Origin of the sequence: Microvirga sp. M2 (assembly GCF_047497095.1) — a bacterium.
In the GTDB taxonomy this organism is placed as follows: Bacteria; Pseudomonadota; Alphaproteobacteria; order Rhizobiales; family Beijerinckiaceae; genus Microvirga.
Window position 1 is genome coordinate 62,244 of sequence record NZ_CP134064.1, and the last position, 18,390, is coordinate 80,633.

Genomic DNA, 18,390 nt, shown 5'->3' on the forward strand with positions numbered 1-18,390 from the left:
CATCAGGGGCGCCGAATGTCACTCACTCTTCGCCCTCCGGCCATCGCCCATGATCGATCGAGGCATTGTCCAGAAAACCACTTGAAGCGTTCTGAGCATGGGTTCGCTTCACGCGCACGGGAGGTCCCGTCAGGAATGGCAGGACCGAAATCTTGCACATCGCCTTTCCAGGGGCGCTCATGACGATGATCCCCGCATCGGGGCGACGGTTGACAGGTCCAACGGTCAACCAATGGCCTTCGAGACCCTCAATCGCTTCCGGAAATGTGACAGCCACGGACGATGAGGGTACAATTCCGCATCGCGCGGAGGAACCTGTGCCGGTCGCCCTGTCGCCTTTGACAGCTGAGCAAGCCGATCTCGCTCGGCGTTTTCGCGAGTTGATGCTCCCGCACCTGGATGCCGCTTACAACCTGGCGCGCTATCTCCTGCGGGACCCTGTTGCGGCCGAGGACGTCGCGCAGGATGCCTTCTTGCGGGCGTTCCGCGCCTTCGAAGGATACAGGGGCGGTGATCCGAAGGCCTGGATCCTGGCGATCGTGCGAAACTGCTGTCACACCTGGGCAAAAGCCTCGGCGTCGGACCTCATGGTTCCGCTTGAAGGGACCGGAGCGATTCAGGGAGATGATCCGGGCGATGCATCGGAGCATACCGCCGGACTGGTCGACCCTGCGGACAGCCCCGAAACCGCCGTCGTCCGGCACGATGAGATTGCCACCATGAGGGAGTTGATCGAGGACTTGCCCTTTCCGTTTCGGGAGACGCTGATTTTGCGTGAACTCGAAGAACTCTCCTACCACGAGATTGCTGAAACGACGGGAACACCGATCGGTACCGTGATGTCGCGCCTTGCCCGAGCGCGACACCTCCTCGCCGAGGCTTGGCGTCGACGTACTGCAGACGGAGAGGAGACTTGATCGTGACCGTGCCCTGCTCTGACATGAAAGTTCTCCTGCATGGACACCTGGACCGGGAGCTCGATGCCGCCAATGCCTTCCGGGTCGAGGATCACCTGAGAACCTGTTCTGTCTGCGCGCGCGAATATCAGCGTCTCCAGGAGCTTCGGGCAATCCTCGGGCAGGACCGGATGCGGTACCGGGCGCCCGATGCGCTGCGGGCGCGGGTGCTGGAAGCCCTTGAGCCTGCACAGGCCGCCAAGAGTGCGCCGACGCGTGCCCGCTGGTGGCGGCACCTGTGGCAGACACAGCGTCTTGGCATTCCTGCCGCTGCGTTTGCGGCGGGCCTTGCCGTAGCCCTGATCGTGCCGCGTTCATCGCCGGACCTGGCGCAGGAGCTTGTCGCCGAGCATGTCCGATCCCTTATGGCGGACCACATCACGGATGTGACGACGTCCGATCAGCATACGGTGAAGCCCTGGTTCGACGGCCGGATCGACTTCGCCCCTCCGGTTGTCGATCTTGCGAACGAGGGCTTCACGCTGACAGGAGGACGCCTTGACTATATTGCCGGACGCGAAGTTGCCGCCCTGGTATACAAACGCCGCGAGCACATCATCAACCTGTTCATCTGGCCGGCGGAGAAGAGCGAGATCGGCCTTGCACGGTCGCAGTCGTCGGTCAATAACGGGTACAATATGCTTCACTGGTCCGACCGCGGAATGACATTCTGGGCGGTTTCGGATCTCAATGCGGCCGAACTGCAAGAGTTCATGCGCCGCTTCCAGGATCATGTCGCCCAATAGAGCATCGTTCTTGCGAAAAACCGGGGCCACTTTTTCGCACGATGCGCTCGTCGCGGGGAAAGACCGGATCGATACCGGAAGGCGGTCGCTCTGAAGCCGAAGGATAGTGTGACGGCTTCGTGAAGGAGGCTCAGGGCCAACAGGAGCGTCCTGCGAGAAGAAGGAGATCGACCACCGTCGGAATGACCTCTGATGGCCCCCACGTTGCGATCTCCCGCTGCGGACCGCAGAGGAAAGAGGTGAGCGATATCATCGCTCACCGAATAGGATCAGGATTAGGATCAGGCGGCTATTTTCCGTCTAGCGCTTTCTCCAGGTCTTCGCGCTCCTCGCAGCCACCCGGGCAGAGCTTGGCCAACGCGGCGAGCTGTTCCTTGGCTTTGTCGATATGACCCGTCTCGACATAGAGTTCTCCCAGGTACTCTCGGGCCGCCTTGTAATCGGGCTGGAGCTGAAGAGCCTTGTTGTAGTAGGTCAGCGATGTCTGATAGTCGCCTGTCTTCCGAAGCGTATATCCCATCAGGTTGTAGATGTCCGCCTGCTGCGTGTCTTCGGCCAGACCTCGGAGTTCTTCCAGCGCCGCGGCATAGTTTTCCGCCTTGATCTTGTTTCGCACGGCGGTCAGATCGACCGAGCCGGTCGACGTGTCATCATCGACTGCAAGGGCTGCACCGCTCGTCAGGACAGGCGTGACCGCCAGCATCCCCAAGAGGGCCACGGAATAGAGTGAGGATTTCTTCAACATGGTCTTTTCTCGCTTGACGGGTTAAATCTCCAAGGGCGTGAAGGCGTAGGCATTGCCGTCTTTCACGAACGTTCCGATCCCGGGGAATGGGAAGTGGGCGCCACAGATCATCATCCGGTCCGCGATCACGCGGTCGATGATCTTGCGGCGGGTTGCGACCGCCATCGATCCGTCCTGATCGTAGCTGCCCTGCCATTCTGGATGGGGCGCGAGAAGAGCCGGGACATACATGGTGTCGTTCGACACCATCAACTGATCGCTGCCTGACGTCACCAGGAAGACGGAGTGGCCGGGCGTATGTCCGAAGGCTTCAAGGATCCGAATGCCGGGCGCGACCTCGGCGCCGCTCTCGACGAACCTCCAGTTCTTCCAGGTCGGGAAGACATCGGCAATGCGCTTGCCGGCTTGACGGCGGCCCTCCGGAAGTCTCTCGACGATGCCCTGTTCCGTCCAGAATCGGTACTCGACGCTATTCACCACCAGCTCGGCTTCAGGGAAGACCGCGGCGTTCGTGCCTTTCTCCATCAAGCCCCACACATGGTCGGGATGGAAGTGAGAGATCAGGATCGTTCCGATCTTTCTTCGATCGATCCCGGCAGCCTGCATGTTGGCAGGCAAATGGGTCGCATTAGCCTGCCATTGACCGACACCGGACCCAGCATCGATCATAATATATCTGTCGCCGATCTTCAGGACCAGAACCGTGAGTGGAATCGGCATGAAGTCGATCGTCAGCCCGGCCTTGGCGAGCGCTGCCTTCGTCTGGTCGACAGTCGCATTCTTGATGAAGGCTGGATCGTGGGGCTTGCGCCAGATGCCGTCATAGACGGCGGTCGCTTCAATCGACCCGACCTTGTACTTGTAAAAGCCTATCGTTGGCTCGACAGGCGTCTCTGCATATGCGTCGGCAATCATGGCCATGGGATTGGGCAGCCCGAAAGCCGCTGCCATGGCGGCGCTTACCAGGACGCCTCGGCGTGACAGATTCAACATCCCAGTTCTCCGTCAATCGAGGGATCGGGGAGCTGTGCGGACAACGGGTCCTGTCACAGCCCCCTGCCAGCAAGACTATGGCGATGGCAGATTTATTCCCGAGACGGCGACCGCAACCGCATGGACGACCTAAGGTACCCTTCGGGTCCCGGGTCTGGGGTCCTTTCACGTCCGGTTCCAGGCCTCTCGTGCAAGTCCGGACAGGATCGAGCAATGTTGCGAGCGGAGAACCGGGTCCAATTTTCGCTCGCACGGCCCGCCGGGTCAGCACCATGCGCCAGAGAAAGCCGCGGCGCCGCACAGATTGATTGCGATGATGGCCGCAATCATGAAGACGGCGTCAGATTTCTTGAAGCCTGGCGCGTTCAGGACTGTCCGTGGTCCATCGGGCGAGAGGCCGCGTGCTTCCAGCGCGACCGCGGTGCGCCCGGCGCGGCGGATCGCAAAGGCAAGCAGTGGGATCACGAGAGACATGATTTCTCCCGGTCCCGGCAGCCGCCGGATGCGGCGTCCCGTTTTCATGGCGCGGGCGATCCGCATCTGCTGCGCTTCCGAGGCCAGATCCGGAACAAGCAACATCGCCGCAAAAAGGGAATAGCCGATCCGGGGCGACAATCGGGCATGAACCATCAACGCGCGCACCAGGGAGCCGGGATCGGTGGTCAGGGCGAAGAAGACCGAGATCATCCCGCAGGCGATGGCGCGAAAGAACAAGGTGAGCCCTGCCGAGAACGCCGGAGAATCCAGGAGGGCTTCGCCGGCCATGCGCGCGGCGAAATCGCTGTCCTGCCGAAAGAGCAGGCTGGTGGTCAGAAATCCGAATCCGAACAGGCAGAACGGCACCATCAGCGCCAGAAGAAGCAGCGGCGACGTACGATTGAGGACGAGGAGCGACAAGCCTGTCAGGACGATCAGGGCGATCTGAAAGCGCGCATCGAAGACGAGGACGGACGCCACCAGCCCGAGGATGCAGACGATGAGCTTGCTGATCGGGTTGAGAGCCTTCAGCATGACGCAACCCGCCGCAGCCAGTGCAAGGCTCCCGCGCAGGATGGCTCCGCCAGTCCGGCGCGCTCGAGGAGGGTCGTGTCTCCCATCAGCGCCTGCGTCGGACCATCCGCAAGAATACCGCCTTCACCGACGATGATTGAACGGGGGCAAAGACGCAGGGCGAAGTCCATGTCGTGGGTGATGACGGCGATGGCGTGCCCCTTCCCTTGCAATGTCAGGATCTCGCTTATGAGCATGGAGACGCCACGGGCATCGAGTCCTGCCGTCGGCTCATCCAGGACGAGCAGCGGCCAGCGGTCCGAAGCGGTAAGGGCCGCAAGGGCCAATCTTCGCTTCTGACCTTGTGACAACTCGAGGGGATGGCGGTTCTCGAGTCCGGAAAGCTCCCACGCGGCCAAGGCACCCGCCACACGTTCGGCCTTGACATTCCCAGCCATAGGCTTGGGAAGTGCATCCAGGATCTCGCCGCGGACGGTACCCGCGGTGAACTGGTTCTCCGGCCTCTGGAATGCATAGCCGCCTTGTGCGCCGGTCCTGTCCCCTGCCTTCAACGGGAGGAGACCGGACAGGCACAGACCGAGCGTCGACTTGCCCGCACCATTCGCCCCGAGAAGGCCGAGAACCTCGCCTTCATGGATGGCCAGATCGATGTTGCGCAGGACCGGTGCGCCAAGGAACGGTGCGCAATCGGCATTCGCGAGCCGCGCCACAACAGGAGCGCCCGGCGCGGTCTGGAAGCTGCGCTTTGTGTACTCGGCCACGAAAGCCTCGACGGCCGGAAGGGCTTTTTCGATATGCTCGCGAGGGGCCGTTACAGGATCGACATGCGCCAGGGCCTCGTCGACGGAGAGCGGCGCCATTGGAGGCGCAATACCCGCCTCTTCCAAGCGCGCGTCGAGGGCACTCGCCGCCGGGCACCAGATGCCTTCCGTCGTCAGAAGGTCACGCTTGGTGCGGAAGATGGTCCGCGGATGGCCATCGGCCATGATTGTGCCGTCTCTGCCGAGGACGACCATCCGGTCAATCTGCCGGATCAGACCCTCCAGCCGGTGATCGACAATGAGAACGCTGCGAGACGAGTCATGCCGGGTCAGCAGGGCGTGAAGGCGGTCCGCTGCCTGCGGCGCAAGATGCGCCGTCGGCTCGTCAGCCACGAACAGGGGGGCATTCTGCACAAGCGTTGCGGCCAGGGCGACGAGTTGCCGCTCGCCCCCCGATAGAGTCGACGATGGGCGATCGCGCCAGCTCTCCGGCACTCCGACCCGACGCATTGCCGCCGTGACGCGTTCCGCGATGCATAGGGGCGGCAGGGCGCGGTTCTCCAGGGCAAAGGCGATCTCATCCTCGACCCGCATCCCGCAGAGCGTCTGGTCCGCGTCCTGAAAGTACTGCGCCACCTGCGTCGCCCAGGCCCAGGGCTGTCTTGTCGCGACATTCGCCCCGTAAAGGCAGGCATCTCCGCTGACGGTCGCGGGAATGCTATTGGGCACGAGGCCGGTCAGTGTCAGCAGGAGCGTCGACTTGCCCGAGCCCGAAGGACCGAGAAGGAGAACGCGCTCGCCCTGCCGGACTCCGAGGCTGATCGGCCCGACCGCCTGCCGGTCGGCGAAAGGATACTGGACCGTCACCTCACGCCATTCGGCTGCGAAACCGGCTCTAGACGATTGCGGATCGCTTCTCATGATCGATGGCCAGACCGGCAAGGGCCCCGGTCCTGTAGAGCGCTTCCACGATGACGTGTCCGAGCCACCCGCCCAAAAGCGCGCCGCTCAGGCAGCGCAAGATGAACATGGCAACCAGGATGCCGGGCTGGAGAGCCCCGTAATCGAAGCGGATCCAGGTGTAGATGAAGGAGAAAATTGCGGCGCCGACGCCTGCCGCCATCAACACCGGCAATGAGTAGTTACGCCACCGGGTTGCGGCGAAGACAGCCTCTGCGCCGGCACCCTGGACCGCACCCGTCACCAGCAGTAACAAGCCTGCGGGGCTGCCGAGGAGAATCTGCACCGCTGCGGTCAGTACCTCCGCCGCGAAGGCGACGCCTGGTTTGCGGATGATCGCGGCGGCCACGATGGAGGCGATGAACCAGAAGCCCATCACCACATCCATCGTCACTGGGCCGAAGACCGCCTGGGCGATGAGCCAGACCTGCACCCAACCAAGATAGAGGACGGCAAAAACCGCTCCGAGAACGGTGACGATAAGGGTCTCCCTCAGCGTCCAACCTCGCATACCGGACATGATTGTCTCCGTGATCTGGAGTTGTTGGATGATTGCCTAAACGGCAGAGGGACTGTTCGCCGAAACCTTGAGGTCGAGGGCGACATGTCCCTGCGGCGCGCCAAAGCGCAGAAAGGCCTCGCCCAGCGTCGCGAAGACTGCGCCCGCATCGCCACGCAGCTTGGTGCAGAAGTTCTTCGACCGTTCGAAGACGCCGGAGCTCTTAAGAAAGTCGATGCAGCCGTAGATCTCGTCCATGTGGTGGCCGCTGCCGAGCGGATACAGCGAGAACTGGGCTGCCACGACTTGACCCGTCTTAGGCGCCGCCTCGACCTGTCGGAGAGCTGACACGATCCGCTCATCGAGAGGTCGGCCGTAGCGCGAGTCGCTTATTGGCGTGCAGATCGGATCGTCCGGTTCACCCGGGCACCCGCGCGAGACGGTGGCAGCCAGAACGCAATGCACGCCATGGCCTGCCGCCGAGACGAAGAGGTCGCGCATGGCCGAGAAAAGCTGATCGGGCGGGCCGACGAGAAGCGTCGAGAGATCGTCGGTCTCGATCCGAAAACTTGGCCGGTAGGGATCAAGCGCCGCGATGGCTTCGAGAATGACAGCGACGAAATCGTCGGTCATGGGATAAAGGGATATCTGTGCGCCGGAAAACATCGTCGTCTCGCTCCGCTGGTATTATCCAGATCAGCTTGAGGGTTCGACGATTTCGCACCGTCATCTCAGCCCCGGCATAACGGAGCACCCCTGTCGATGGAGAGTTTCTAGCACTGATCGAGGCACCAGCGCAACCTCTGCCGACATGCCTGTCCGACGAGGCCGGCATGATCCCTGCCCTGCCTGTCTGACGATGTGTAAGATCGGTTCCGAGAGACTGCATTCTCACCGTAGATCGTGCCCGCTTTCAGACCGCTCCCAATCTCCTCGGATCGGTCCCGACCGCGCAAAGTGGGCGATCCGTTCCGTCGTGGCTGAGCTCGCGCTTGTCACGGTCCTCCTGGCGCTCGTGCGCCAATGGTGCTTCACTCCTCCTCCGCGGGCGCTCGCCCCTGTGGCGGACGCCGCCGCTGCAGCCAGCGTTCATCTGCACACGCCGAACCTCATGGCGCAAGTGACTCTGCTGCTAACCCTGCCGCCGACTCTGCTGCTGGCTCTGCTGCCCGGCCGCGTCGGCATGGCACGGGCCGGAATCGTGGTCGCGTCCGGACGTGCCGAGCCGGTGTCCCCAAGGAGGTGACGCTCGAACGGCGCGCCCGATAGGCGGACCGAGACGGGTGGGATGTCGATGCCCTCGTCCTGCCGATGCCCGGGCTTCGGACGATCAAAGTCGAGATCCTCGTCGACGACTTCGAGAAGGCGATCCTCGAAGGAACCATCACGATCAAGCCCTGACGCCCGGCGCCTCACACGTCAGGTTTTCTTCAGCTCCGGCAAATCGGCCCGCAGCCAGGCGAGTCGGGCAATGGCGCTCCCGGCGAGCGCCTGCACCTGCTCGAGTGCCACCTCGTCCCGCAGGATATCGCCGGCTTCGAGATAGAGGTCGGTGAGGAACTCGGCAAGGGTCACCGGATCGTCCGGAGGGGTACCTCGGGGCATCCCTTCCGGCAGAGCGATGGGGGATCGATCAAGCTCCTGCGCGTAACGCCTTGCTTCGTCGGCAAAGACCGCGAGACGCCCGCTATCCCGAGGCCCCGCCCTCGCCACGAGAGGATCGAGCAGTTCGGCAAGACGACGCTCCAGATCCGCGAAACTGACCGGTCCATCGTCCCGAGCCGTATCCGGGCGCCTGCGTTCGGCATGGAAGGCATTCCGCCGCTCCCGTCGCAGGATCGACACATGCCCCAACTCCTCATGAGCCATGGTTTCCGCCGCCTCTCGAATCTCGGGCGATTCCGCGCGGGCGGCAACATAGCTCCAGAATGCAAAGGCACGTTCCTCATTGCGCACCGCCATCGAGAGCGCCCGATAGACGCTCAGCAACTGAGGGTCGGTCGTTGCCGCGCCTTCGTCATCGAAAGTCTCCGGCAGTTCCCAGCGGATACGAGCCGGATCGGGAGCCTGCCCCTTCGTCTCCTGCGACCAATGCACGACACCCGCGAGATGCCCCTTCTCGTCGGCAGACAGACGCTCGAACACCTCGGCCAGCGCAGAATTGCCCTCCCGGCGCATTCGCCCTGCAATCTCTCCATAGCGCTCGGCCGCCTCACGCTCCATGGCGGCCGCGATGGCGAATAATTCCTCCAGGGATTTTACCGATCCCGCCGGTTCGGCCTTCAGAAGCGGCATTGCAGCCCTCTCCATGATGCATGCAAGACTGCACCGATGTTGACAAGAGGAGCCAAGTTTCGTCAATTTGCGTCAGATCAACGAACGTCCTCCTGACTTATTCCATAAAGGCGTGGGCCTGTTGATCGCTCTCCTCTTCAACAGCCACAGATGACAGACGGCGCGTCGCGGAATCTTTTCCCCCGGCACCGTTTTCGTTCTCTGTTCAGGAAAATCATCTGATTCTGGACGGTCCCCTGTTGGAACGAGTGCATTGCCCGATCCGATCCTTCTTCATCACTGGGCTCCGGGCGACCTGGGCAGCGGCGGTTCTGAGCCTGCTGTTCCTTTCGTTACCACACCCGGCCGCGGCGGCGAGCCGGGTGGGAGAATACCTGCCGAAGGCGCAGCCCGCCGACTTCTTCCCGGACGCCGACCGGTTCGGACGACCTCAAGGTGACCCGCCCCTTCTTCCCGCCTACCAGGGTGATCGCCTGGTCGGCTACGTCTATCTGAATTCCGACGTCACCAGCGCGGCCGGCTATTCCGGCAAACCCATCAATCTCCTGGTCGGCATCGATCCGAACGGCGTCATCACCGGGATCAAGCTCGTCGACCACAAGGAACCCATTGTTCTCGTCGGGATCCCTGAACGCCGCATCGTTGCTGCCGTGAACTCTCTCATCGGCAAGGACATGAAACCGGTCGCGTCCGGCGCGGAGCGTCCGCCTCAGGTCGACATCGTCAGCGGCGCCACCGTGACGGTGCTCGTGATGGGCGACAGCGTCGTGCGCTCCGCCGTGCGGCTCATCCGCGGCGGCCGCCTCGGTGGAGGCGGACAGGCGGCAGGAGCGAGCGCACCGGCTCCCGCAGCCGTGAAAACATTGGACATGTCAAAGAGCGAGGTCCGCGATTGGCAGACCCTTCTCGGAGACGGCTCGGTCCGCCGCCTGTCGCTCACCGTCGGCGAGATCAACGAGGCCTATGCCAAGGCGGGCAACCAGGAAGCGGCCAGCAATGCCGAAACCAACGATCCGTCCGACACGTTCATCGATCTGTATCTCGCACCGGTGAGCGTGCCCACCATCGGGCGCAGCCTGCTCGGGGATGCCGGCTACGACCAGCTCAAGGCACGACTCAAGCCCGACCAGCAGGCCATCGTGGTGGCCGGCGACGGAGCGTACTCGTTCAAGGGCTCCGGCTATGTCCGCGGCGGGATCTTCGACCGCATCGAACTGCTTCAGGAGGGGCAGAGCACCCGCTTCCGCGACCGCAACCATACGCGTCTCGGAGCGCTCGCCGCCGCTGGCGCGCCAGACCTGCGCGAGATTGCGCTGTTCGTGGTGCCCGAAGACTTCAAGCTCGACCTGACGGAGCCCTGGCAACTGCAATTGCTCGTCCAGAGGAATGTCGGCGCGCGCGACAAGGCCTTCCTGAACGACACTCTCGAATACACGTTGCCCGAACAGTACCTGCGGATCGAGCAGCCCACCGTGCCCCCGGCAGCCCCCTCTCGAATCCACTCTCGGCAGGAAGTTCAGGCCAAAAGTCAGAATACAGCTCCGGCCCTACCGGTCGAAACATCCCACACCCATGCGGACACGCTGGCGGCCGCCGGGCTGGAAGACCCGCTCTGGCTCAAGATCTGGAGGACCGACACCGTCTCCATCGGCATCGCCGCCCTGGCGCTCCTGGTGCTCACCGCAATCTTCTTCTTCCAGGACAATCTGGTGCGCCGTCCGAAGGTCTATGTCTGGGTCCGCCGCGCCTATCTGACGTTTACCCTCGTCTGGCTCGGCTGGTACGCCAACGCGCAGCTTTCGGTCGTCAACGTCCTGACCTTCACCAATTCCCTGATCACCGGCTTCAACTGGGAGTTCTTCCTGACGGCGCCGCTGATCTTCATCCTATGGGCCGCCATCGCGGCGGCGCTGCTGTTCTGGGGACGCGGCCCGTTCTGCGGCTGGCTCTGCCCCTTCGGGGCCCTGCAGGAGCTCACCAACACCATCGCCCAATGGCTGAAGGTACCGCAGATCACGGTTCCCTGGGGTCTGCACGAACGCCTGTGGCCGATCAAATACGTCATCTTCCTCGGCCTGTTCGGCCTCTCCCTCTACAACGTCGCCCTGGCCGAGGTCTTCGCCGAGGTCGAGCCGTTCAAGACATCCATCATCCTGAAGTTCGTGCGCGACTGGCCATTCGTGATCTATGCCATCACGCTGCTGTCCATTGGACTCTTCATCGAGCGCTTCTTCTGCCGCTATCTCTGTCCGCTAGGCGCGGCGCTGGCGATACCCGGCAAGATCCGCATGTTCGAATGGCTCAAGCGCTGGCCCGAATGCGGCTCCCCCTGCCAGCGCTGCGCCAAGGAGTGCCCGGTCCAGTCGATCCACCCGGAAGGCTTCATCAACGTCAACGAGTGCATCTACTGCATGCACTGCCAGGAACTGTACCACGACGACCAGCGCTGCCCGCACATGATCCAGGTCCGTCTCAAGCGCGAAAAGCGCGAAGCACTTTCGTCTCCTTCCATGCGCGGGATCAAAGACGGCGGCCAGGGGCCTGCTAAACCCGTCATCACGCACAAGGGCAAGGTCGCCCGGACGCCCGCCGACGGGCCGACCGAGTCCGAAGCCCAGACCACCGCTTCATGAGCAAGAAGGAGGCTCACGTGTCACAGGAAGAAACGAAAAACGGTCTCAGCCGGCGTCAGGTGCTAGGGACGACCGCCGCAGCCGCAGCCGCCGGCGCAGCAGGAGTTGCCGGAGGCGTCTCCCTGAAGAACCCGGGCGTCATCACGCCAGCCGAGGCGCAGACCGCGTCGTCCGCGCGGCCTGGGGCAGCCAACAAGACCGAGGTCAAGCCAGGCGAACTCGACGAATACTACGTCTTTTTCTCCAGCGGTCAGACCGGAGAGGTTCGCATCGTCGGCCTTCCCTCGATGCGCGAACTGATGCGTGTCCCGGTGTTCAACCGCGACAGCGCCACCGGCTGGGGCCTGACCAACGAGAGCCGCAAGATCCTGACCGAGGGGCTCCTTCCGGAGACGGTCGAGTTCCTGAAGGACAAGGGCGGCACGTACCAGAACGGCGACCTGCACCACCCGCACCTCTCGTTCACGGACGGGAGCTACGACGGGCGCTACCTCTTCGCCAACGACAAGGCGAATACCCGCGTCTGCCGCATCCGCCTCGATGTGATGAAGTGCGACAAGATCGTCCAGCTCCCGAACCAGCACACGGTGCATGGCCTCCGCGTGCAGAAATATCCGCGCACCGGCTACGTGTTCTGCAATGGCGAGGATCGGGTGCCGATCCCGAACGACGGCAAGGTGCTGGACGACCCGAAGCAATATTCGGCGATCTTTACCGCCGTCGACGGCGACACCATGAAGGTGGCCTGGCAGGTGCGGGTTGACGGCAACCTCGACAACGTCGATGCCGACTACCAGGGCAAGTACGCTTGGGCGACCTGCTACAATTCGGAAGAAGGCGTGACGCTGGCCGAGATGATGGCCAAGGAGCAGGACTGGGTCGTCGTCTTCAATCTCAAGCGGATCGAGGAGGCGGTGAAGGCCGGCAAGGCCGAGATGATCGGCGGCGTGCCTGTCGTCGACGGCCGCCACGGCTCGCCCTTTACCCGCTACATTCCTGTCCCGAACAGCCCGCACGGCATCAATACGGCGCCGGACGGCATCCACTTCGTCGCCAATGGCAAGCTGTCGCCGACCGTGACCGTCTTCGACGCGCGCAAGCTCGACGACCTGTTCGACGACAAGATCCAGCCGCGCGACGTGGTCGTCGCCGAGCCGGAAATCGGTCTTGGTCCGCTGCACACGGCCTATGACGGCAAGGGCAACGCGTACACGACGCTGTTCCTCGACAGCCAGATCGTGAAGTGGAACATCGATCTGGCCAAGCGCGCGTTCAACGGCGAGAAGGTCAATCCCGTCATCCAGAAGCTCGACGTGCATTACCAGCCGGGCCACAACCACACGTCCATGGGCCAGACGAAGGAAGCCGATGGCAAATGGCTGATATCGCTGAACAAATTCTCGAAGGACCGCTACCTCAACGTTGGCCCGCTCAAGCCCGAGAACGATCAGCTCATCGACATCTCCGGCGACAGGATGGTGCTCGTCCACGACGGCCCGAGCTTTGCGGAACCGCATGACGCAACCATCGTGCACCGCTCGAAGATCGACCCGCTGCACGTCTGGAAGCGCGACGATCCGTTCTTCGCTGACGCGGTGCGACAGGCCACGGCGGACGGCGTGGATCTCATGGTGGATTCCAAGGTGATCCGCGATGGCGGCAAGGTGCGGGTCTACATGACCTCGGCCGCGCCGGCCTTCGGGCTGGAGAGCTTCCAGGTCAAGCAGGGTGACGAAGTCACGGTTCATGTCACCAACATCGATGACGTGGAGGACCTGACGCACGGCTTCTCCATCATCAACTACGGTATCAATATGGAGGTTGCGCCGCAGGCGACGGCATCCGTGACCTTCACGGCCTCGAAACCGGGCGTCTATTGGTACTACTGCTCGTGGTTCTGCCATGCGATGCATATGGAGATGAAGGGCCGCATGCTCGTCGAGCCGCAGGCCACCTGACCCCATGGCACGCGTTCGCGCCATCGTACACCTGGGGTTGGCGGTCTTCACCGCCAGCCTCGCCATGCCTGCCTTGGCGGAGCGGATCTCGATCTCCCCCGGAGATGCGCCTCAGGCGGCTGTCGACCGTGCCGCCGACGGCGATATCGTCGTCCTCAAGACGGGCCAGTACCGCGGACCGCTCATGATCACGCGCAAGATAGCGGTCGAAGGGGAGCCCGGTGCGGTTCTCGTCGGATCCGGGACCGGGAGCGTCGTCACGCTCGCCGCACCGGGAGCCGCCGTTCGAGGGCTGACGATCCGCGGATCGGGCAAGGACCTGGAGAAGATGGATTCAGGCGTGTTCGTCGAACAGAGCGCAAAGGGCGCCCTGGTCGAAGGCAATCGGATCGAAGGCAATCTCTACGGTGTCTACTTGCATGGTGCGGAGGACGCCGTCGCGCGCGGAAATACGATCATTGGCATTGAGGAAGGCCGCATCAACGAGGCAGGAAACGGCATCTCCGTCTGGAACGCTCCGGGCGCGAAGGTGCTCGACAATGACGTTCGCTTCGGGCGTGACGGCGTCTTCGTGATTACCAGCAAGCGCAACGTCTTCTCAGGCAACCGCTTTCGCGACCTGCGGTTTGCCATCCACTACATGTACACCAATGACAGCGAGATTACCGGCAACGTGTCGCTCAACAACGCCGTCGGGTATGCGATCATGTTCTCGCACCGGCTCAGGATCGGCGGAAACGTCTCGGACGGCGACCGCGACCACGGTTTCCTGTTCAACTACGCCAATCAATCGCAGATCACCGGGAATACGGTCATGGGTCGTCTCCAGCCCGCCGAGCGCTGGACGATGGCCGGCACGCGAGCCAAGGACGACAAGGAGCACGCCGTGCCAACCCAGGAGGAAGTCTCCGCCGATCAGGCCGGCGGAGCGCGCCCCGGCCCGACCAAATGCGTGTTCATCTACAACGCCAACCAGAATCGCTTCCGCGACAACTGGTTCGAGGGCTGCGAGATCGGCATTCACTTCACTGCGGGCTCCGAACGCAACGAGATGGTCGGCAACGCCTTCATTCGGAACCGCAACCAGGTGAAGTACGTCAGCACCCGCTATCTCGACTGGTCGAAAGACGGACGCGGCAATTACTGGAGCGACAACCCGGCCTTTGACCTGAACGGCGACGGGATCGGTGACAGCGTCTACCGCCCGAACGACCTCGTCGACAAAGTGCTCTGGAGCGCGCCGCAAGCCAAGGTGCTGATGAACAGTCCTGCCGTGCAGGTGATCCGCTGGGCACAGGCGCAGTTCCCGGCCCTGCTGCCGGGTGGTGTGGTCGATAGCCGACCCCTCATGGCTCCGCCCCCGCGACCCAAGGCAGGCGCGGAAGGAGGCCGGCCATGACCGGGACCGTGGAGATCTGCAACGTTGTCAAGAGCTTCGGCAAAGTCGAGGCTGTCCGGAACGTCTCGTTTCATCTGCCGGAAGGCGAGACGGTCGCGCTCGTCGGCCACAACGGCGCCGGAAAAACCACCTTGATGAAGCTCATGCTTGGTCTCATCCGGCCGACCGGGGGCAGCATCACCGTTCTCGGCGACGATCCGGCCGCGGGAGAATTCGAGGCTCGGCGGCGACTGGGCTATCTGCCCGAGAACGTCTCGTTCAACGCGGCTCTGACGGGCCGCGAGACTCTGGCATTCTATGCTCGCCTCAAGCGGGAGACGGAGAACGCGGTCGCGGCGCTCCTTGAACGCGTCGGCTTGGCCCACGCCGCCGCGCGGCGTGTCGGCACCTATTCCAAGGGCATGCGCCAGCGCCTCGGCCTGGCCCAAGCCTTGCTCGGCGAGCCTCGTGTGCTTTTGCTCGACGAGCCGACCACCGGCCTCGACCCAGCCCTAAGGCAGAGTTTCTATGAGATCGTCGAGGAGCTGCGCAGGCGTGGCGCGACGGTCCTGCTGTCGTCGCACGCCTTGACGGAGCTGGAGGAGCGCGCCGGGCGCGTGATCATCATGAACCGGGGCATCAAGGTCGCCGACGGCACGCTCGACGAGTTGCGCCGCATCGCGCGCCTCCCGACCCGCATCCGCCTGAAGGTCACCGACGCGGGGCTCGCCAGCGTGCCGAACTGGCTTGGTCCAGTGGACGGCTGGCGTCGGGTCAATGGCCACATGGTCGAGATCGACGCGGCGCCCGAGTCCAAGATCGAGATCCTGCGCCGTGCGACCGACGAAGGCGCACCGGTCGAGGATCTTGATGTGGTGCCGCCGACCCTCGATGAGCTCTACGCCCATTTCCTCCTGTCGCAGGAGGCGGCACGATGAGAAACGTCCTGATCGTCGCCGGCAAGGAGATCCAGGAGGGCCTGCGCAACCGCTGGGTCCTCGCCACGACCCTGCTGCTCGCGGGCCTTGCATTATCGCTCACCTTTCTCGGCAGCGCCCCCACCGGCACCGTGGGCGTACGGGCTCTCGACGTCGTGATCGTGAGCCTGTCCAGCCTCACCATCTTCCTGCTGCCACTGATCGCCCTGCTGATCTCGCACGACGCCATCGTCGGCGAGATGGAGCGAGGCACGATGCTGCTTCTCCTGAGCTACCCGGTCGCGCGCTGGCAGGTGCTGCTCGGCAAGTTCGTCGGCCACCTGTCCATCCTGGCCTTCGCGACGTTGCTGGGCTACGGGGCGGCCGTGGGTGCCCTGGCCCTCATGGGAGAGGTCATCGACGCGGAAAGCTGGAGGGCCTTTGCCTCCATGGTCGTCTCCTCGATCCTGCTGGGAGCCGCCTTCATCGCCGTCGGCTATCTGGTCAGCGCCCTGGTGCGCGAGCGCGGCACCGCAGCCGGCATCGCGATCGGCGTTTGGCTCGTGTTCGTCCTGATCTACGATATGGCTCTCCTCGGTCTTCTCGTGATCGACCAGGGCCGACTCGTCTCGGGCGGGCTCCTGAGCGCCCTGCTGCTGCTCAACCCCGCCGACGCCTACCGCCTGTTCAACCTGACCGGCTCCGCGGGCATCAGCGCCTTCTCCGGCATGGCTGGGGTGGCACAGAGCGCCGGTTTGAGCCCATCCGTCCTCCTCGCCACGATGGCCGCCTGGGCCCTCGTTCCGCTCGGCCTCGCGGCGCTGGCCTTCTCCCGGAGAGAACTATGAGAAAGATCACCCTCTTCGCCGCCTTCGCCGCTGCACTGGCGCTCGCTGGCTGCAACGATCGGAAGGCAGCCGAGGCGCCGCCGCCCCCGCACGAGCTCACGGCCACCGCCATCGGCCATTATTGCGGCATGAACGTGCTGGAGCACACCGGTCCAAAGGGCCAGATCATCCTGGCGGGTCAGAAGGATCCCGTCTGGTTCTCGTCGGCAAGGGACGCAATCTCCTTCACGATGCTTCCCGAGGAGCCGAAGGATATCCGGGCAATCTATGTGTCCGACATGGCCAAGGCCCCCAACTGGGAGAGGCCCGGGACAACGAACTGGGTTGACGCACAAAGGGCCTTCTTCGTGATCGGAAGCCGGATGAAGGGCGGTATGGGCGCCGATGAGGCGGTACCGTTCTCCGATAGGGAAGTGGCCGAGAAATTTGCATCCGAAAACGGAGGCCGGGTGTTGGCCTTCGCCGATGTGCCGAAAGACTATGTCCTCGGTGCCACGGCGGAAACCACGAGTTCCGTCGATGAGGATCATGGCCGCCATGGCGCCCCTGCCCTCCTGAGCGACAGTCACGTTCACTAGGAGTCGGCTATGCCCCTCGTCTCTCGCAGACGCTTCATCGGGATCACGGCGGCCGCGGCAGGCCTAGGACTCGTGCCGTTCGGCCGTGCCGCCAGAGCCGAAGCCCATCTCGTAACCTGGCGGGGGCAGGCTATGGGCGCCGTGGCGACCCTGCAGGTCCATCACCACGATCGCGCCGTCGCAGAGCGGCTGGTCGAGCGCTCACTCGCGGAGGTGCGGCGCCTGGAAGCCGTGTTCAGCCTCTACCGGGAGGATTCCGCCCTGGTCGCGCTCAACCGGCACGGCATCCTGGTCGCGCCGCCAGCGGAGTTGATCACGCTCCTCGGCGAGAGTCGTCGATTGTGGGAATTGACCGAAGGCGCCTTCGACCCGACGGTCCAGCCTCTCTGGACGCTTTATCGGGACCATTTCTCCAATCCCGATGCGGATCTTCAGGGCCCCGCCCAACCCGCGCTCCGCGAGGCTCTTGGACGGGTCGGCTTCGACCAGGTGAGGTTCGATGCGAACCGGATCGCCTTCGCCCGGCGCGGCATGGGACTGACGCTGAACGGGATCGCCCAGGGTTATGTGACCGACCGGGTCGTGGACATCCTGCGCGCAGGCGGGATTGCAAACAGCCTCGTCGACATGGGCGAGCCCAGGGCATTGGGTGTCCGCCCGTCGGGCGAACCCTGGCGTGTCGGTATCGCGGACCCGGATCGACCCGGGGAAATCGCCGTGACATTGGATGCCGCCGACCAAGCCGTCGCGACCTCCGGAAGCTACGGCCTCCACTTCGATTCGACCGGCCGTTTCAACCACCTGTTCGACCCGCGGACGGGAGCCTCCGCCCACCTGTATCGCAGCGTCACTGTCGTACTGCCGACGGCGACGACGGCCGATGCGCTGTCGACCGCGTTCAGTCTGCTGCCTCCGGAGGGCATCAGGAGCATCATTCAACGGCTTGGTGAAGGGCAGGTTCATCTGCTCGCGGCATCGGGCGAGGTTGTCATGCTCCAAGCCTGAGCGTCCAAGCCTGAAACTCCAAGCCTGAAACTCCAAGCCTGAAACTCCCAGCGGCGAAGCCGATTCAGTGTCCCTCAGATGGTTCGGCGAAGCGGCACCGCATACGG

At 63.6% G+C, this 18,390-nt stretch carries 17 protein-coding genes and 1 riboswitch; of the genes, 10 read left to right on the plus strand and 7 right to left on the minus strand.

What is annotated here, in order from left to right; genetic code table 11:
* Positions 1-317 precede the first annotated feature (317 nt).
* Positions 318-917, plus strand: coding sequence for a sigma-70 family RNA polymerase sigma factor (locus RE429_RS20080; RefSeq protein ID WP_414475131.1), 600 nt, complete (start codon positions 318-320; stop codon positions 915-917).
* A 2-nt stretch (positions 918-919) separates the two neighbouring features.
* Positions 920-1,702 carry an anti-sigma factor family protein gene (locus RE429_RS20085; protein ID WP_414475132.1) on the plus strand — a complete coding sequence of 261 codons (783 nt, stop codon included), beginning with the start codon at positions 920-922 and terminating at the stop codon, positions 1,700-1,702.
* A gap of 289 nt (positions 1,703-1,991) precedes the next feature.
* On the opposite strand, the gene RE429_RS20090 is transcribed toward RE429_RS20085, so the two are convergent.
* From RE429_RS20090 to RE429_RS20115, 6 genes are all read right to left on the minus strand, one after another.
* Positions 1,992-2,447, minus strand: a complete 456-nt coding sequence (locus tag RE429_RS20090) for a tetratricopeptide repeat protein (RefSeq protein ID WP_414475133.1) — start codon at positions 2,445-2,447, stop codon at positions 1,992-1,994.
* Between the two features lie 21 nt (positions 2,448-2,468).
* Complete coding sequence (locus RE429_RS20095; protein WP_414475134.1) at positions 2,469-3,440, minus strand: MBL fold metallo-hydrolase; 972 nt, start codon at positions 3,438-3,440, stop codon at positions 2,469-2,471.
* Between the two features lie 264 nt (positions 3,441-3,704).
* Complete coding sequence (locus RE429_RS20100; RefSeq protein WP_414475135.1) at positions 3,705-4,451, minus strand: energy-coupling factor transporter transmembrane component T family protein; 747 nt, start codon at positions 4,449-4,451, stop codon at positions 3,705-3,707.
* On the minus strand, positions 4,445-6,133 hold the full coding sequence (locus RE429_RS20105) for an ABC transporter ATP-binding protein (RefSeq protein ID WP_414475136.1): 1,689 nt from the start codon (positions 6,131-6,133) through the stop codon (positions 4,445-4,447). The genes RE429_RS20100 and RE429_RS20105 overlap by 7 nt, the downstream gene beginning before the upstream one ends.
* Positions 6,108-6,692 carry an ECF transporter S component gene (locus RE429_RS20110; protein ID WP_414475137.1) on the minus strand — a complete coding sequence of 195 codons (585 nt, stop codon included), beginning with the start codon at positions 6,690-6,692 and terminating at the stop codon, positions 6,108-6,110. The genes RE429_RS20105 and RE429_RS20110 overlap by 26 nt, the downstream gene beginning before the upstream one ends.
* A 36-nt stretch (positions 6,693-6,728) precedes the next feature.
* Entirely contained in the window at positions 6,729-7,337 is a 609-nt protein-coding gene (locus RE429_RS20115) for a YkoF family thiamine/hydroxymethylpyrimidine-binding protein (RefSeq protein ID WP_414475138.1), read from the minus strand.
* Positions 7,328-7,439: riboswitch (TPP riboswitch) on the minus strand. Its footprint overlaps the gene before it by 10 nt.
* 208 nt (positions 7,440-7,647) lie before the next feature.
* Here RE429_RS20115 and RE429_RS20120 point away from each other — a divergent pair.
* A complete protein-coding gene (locus RE429_RS20120) occupies positions 7,648-7,917 on the plus strand; it encodes a hypothetical protein (protein ID WP_414475139.1) in 270 nt (89 codons plus the stop codon).
* A 173-nt stretch (positions 7,918-8,090) separates the two neighbouring features.
* Here RE429_RS20120 and RE429_RS20125 read toward each other — a convergent pair whose 3' ends face one another.
* Complete coding sequence (locus tag RE429_RS20125) at positions 8,091-8,966, minus strand: ferritin-like domain-containing protein (protein ID WP_414475140.1); 876 nt, start codon at positions 8,964-8,966, stop codon at positions 8,091-8,093.
* 248 nt (positions 8,967-9,214) lie between these two features.
* On the opposite strand from RE429_RS20125, the gene RE429_RS20130 reads away from it, so the two are divergent.
* The 7 genes from RE429_RS20130 to RE429_RS20160 are packed head-to-tail and all read left to right on the plus strand — an operon-like array spanning position 9,215 to position 18,283.
* Complete coding sequence (locus tag RE429_RS20130; protein ID WP_414475858.1) at positions 9,215-11,599, plus strand: 4Fe-4S binding protein; 2,385 nt, start codon at positions 9,215-9,217, stop codon at positions 11,597-11,599.
* A gap of 17 nt (positions 11,600-11,616) precedes the next feature.
* Complete coding sequence (gene nosZ, locus RE429_RS20135) at positions 11,617-13,557, plus strand: TAT-dependent nitrous-oxide reductase (protein ID WP_414475141.1); 1,941 nt, start codon at positions 11,617-11,619, stop codon at positions 13,555-13,557.
* Between the two features lie 4 nt (positions 13,558-13,561).
* Positions 13,562-14,956: a nitrous oxide reductase family maturation protein NosD gene (locus tag RE429_RS20140; RefSeq protein ID WP_414475142.1), complete on the plus strand. Its 1,395-nt coding sequence runs from the start codon at positions 13,562-13,564 to the stop codon at positions 14,954-14,956.
* Entirely contained in the window at positions 14,953-15,873 is a 921-nt protein-coding gene (locus tag RE429_RS20145; protein WP_414475143.1) for an ATP-binding cassette domain-containing protein, read from the plus strand. Before RE429_RS20140 ends, RE429_RS20145 begins: the two co-directional genes overlap by 4 nt.
* Positions 15,870-16,700 (plus strand): ABC transporter permease, encoded by an 831-nt coding sequence (locus RE429_RS20150; RefSeq protein ID WP_414475144.1) that lies wholly within the window; start codon positions 15,870-15,872, stop codon positions 16,698-16,700. The genes RE429_RS20145 and RE429_RS20150 overlap by 4 nt, the downstream gene beginning before the upstream one ends.
* Positions 16,697-17,278 carry a nitrous oxide reductase accessory protein NosL gene (locus RE429_RS20155; protein WP_414475145.1) on the plus strand — a complete coding sequence of 194 codons (582 nt, stop codon included), beginning with the start codon at positions 16,697-16,699 and terminating at the stop codon, positions 17,276-17,278. The genes RE429_RS20150 and RE429_RS20155 overlap by 4 nt, the downstream gene beginning before the upstream one ends.
* A gap of 9 nt (positions 17,279-17,287) precedes the next feature.
* Positions 17,288-18,283: an FAD:protein FMN transferase gene (locus RE429_RS20160; RefSeq protein ID WP_414475146.1), complete on the plus strand. Its 996-nt coding sequence runs from the start codon at positions 17,288-17,290 to the stop codon at positions 18,281-18,283.
* Positions 18,284-18,390: the final 107 nt, after the last annotated feature.

Coding starts and splice junctions, on each gene's coding strand:
- RE429_RS20125 (WP_414475140.1), bottom strand. CDS start 8,966: ATGCCGCTTCTGAAGGCCGAACCGGCGGGATCGGTAAAATCCCTGGAG.
- RE429_RS20150 (WP_414475144.1), top strand. CDS start 15,870: ATGAGAAACGTCCTGATCGTCGCCGGCAAGGAGATCCAGGAGGGCCTG.
- RE429_RS20110 (WP_414475137.1), bottom strand. CDS start 6,692: ATGTCCGGTATGCGAGGTTGGACGCTGAGGGAGACCCTTATCGTCACC.
- RE429_RS20115 (WP_414475138.1), bottom strand. CDS start 7,337: ATGTTTTCCGGCGCACAGATATCCCTTTATCCCATGACCGACGATTTC.
- RE429_RS20155 (WP_414475145.1), top strand. CDS start 16,697: ATGAGAAAGATCACCCTCTTCGCCGCCTTCGCCGCTGCACTGGCGCTC.
- RE429_RS20145 (WP_414475143.1), top strand. CDS start 14,953: ATGACCGGGACCGTGGAGATCTGCAACGTTGTCAAGAGCTTCGGCAAA.
- RE429_RS20160 (WP_414475146.1), top strand. CDS start 17,288: ATGCCCCTCGTCTCTCGCAGACGCTTCATCGGGATCACGGCGGCCGCG.
- RE429_RS20095 (WP_414475134.1), bottom strand. CDS start 3,440: ATGTTGAATCTGTCACGCCGAGGCGTCCTGGTAAGCGCCGCCATGGCA.
- RE429_RS20090 (WP_414475133.1), bottom strand. CDS start 2,447: ATGTTGAAGAAATCCTCACTCTATTCCGTGGCCCTCTTGGGGATGCTG.
- RE429_RS20100 (WP_414475135.1), bottom strand. CDS start 4,451: ATGCTGAAGGCTCTCAACCCGATCAGCAAGCTCATCGTCTGCATCCTC.
- RE429_RS20105 (WP_414475136.1), bottom strand. CDS start 6,133: ATGAGAAGCGATCCGCAATCGTCTAGAGCCGGTTTCGCAGCCGAATGG.
- RE429_RS20140 (WP_414475142.1), top strand. CDS start 13,562: ATGGCACGCGTTCGCGCCATCGTACACCTGGGGTTGGCGGTCTTCACC.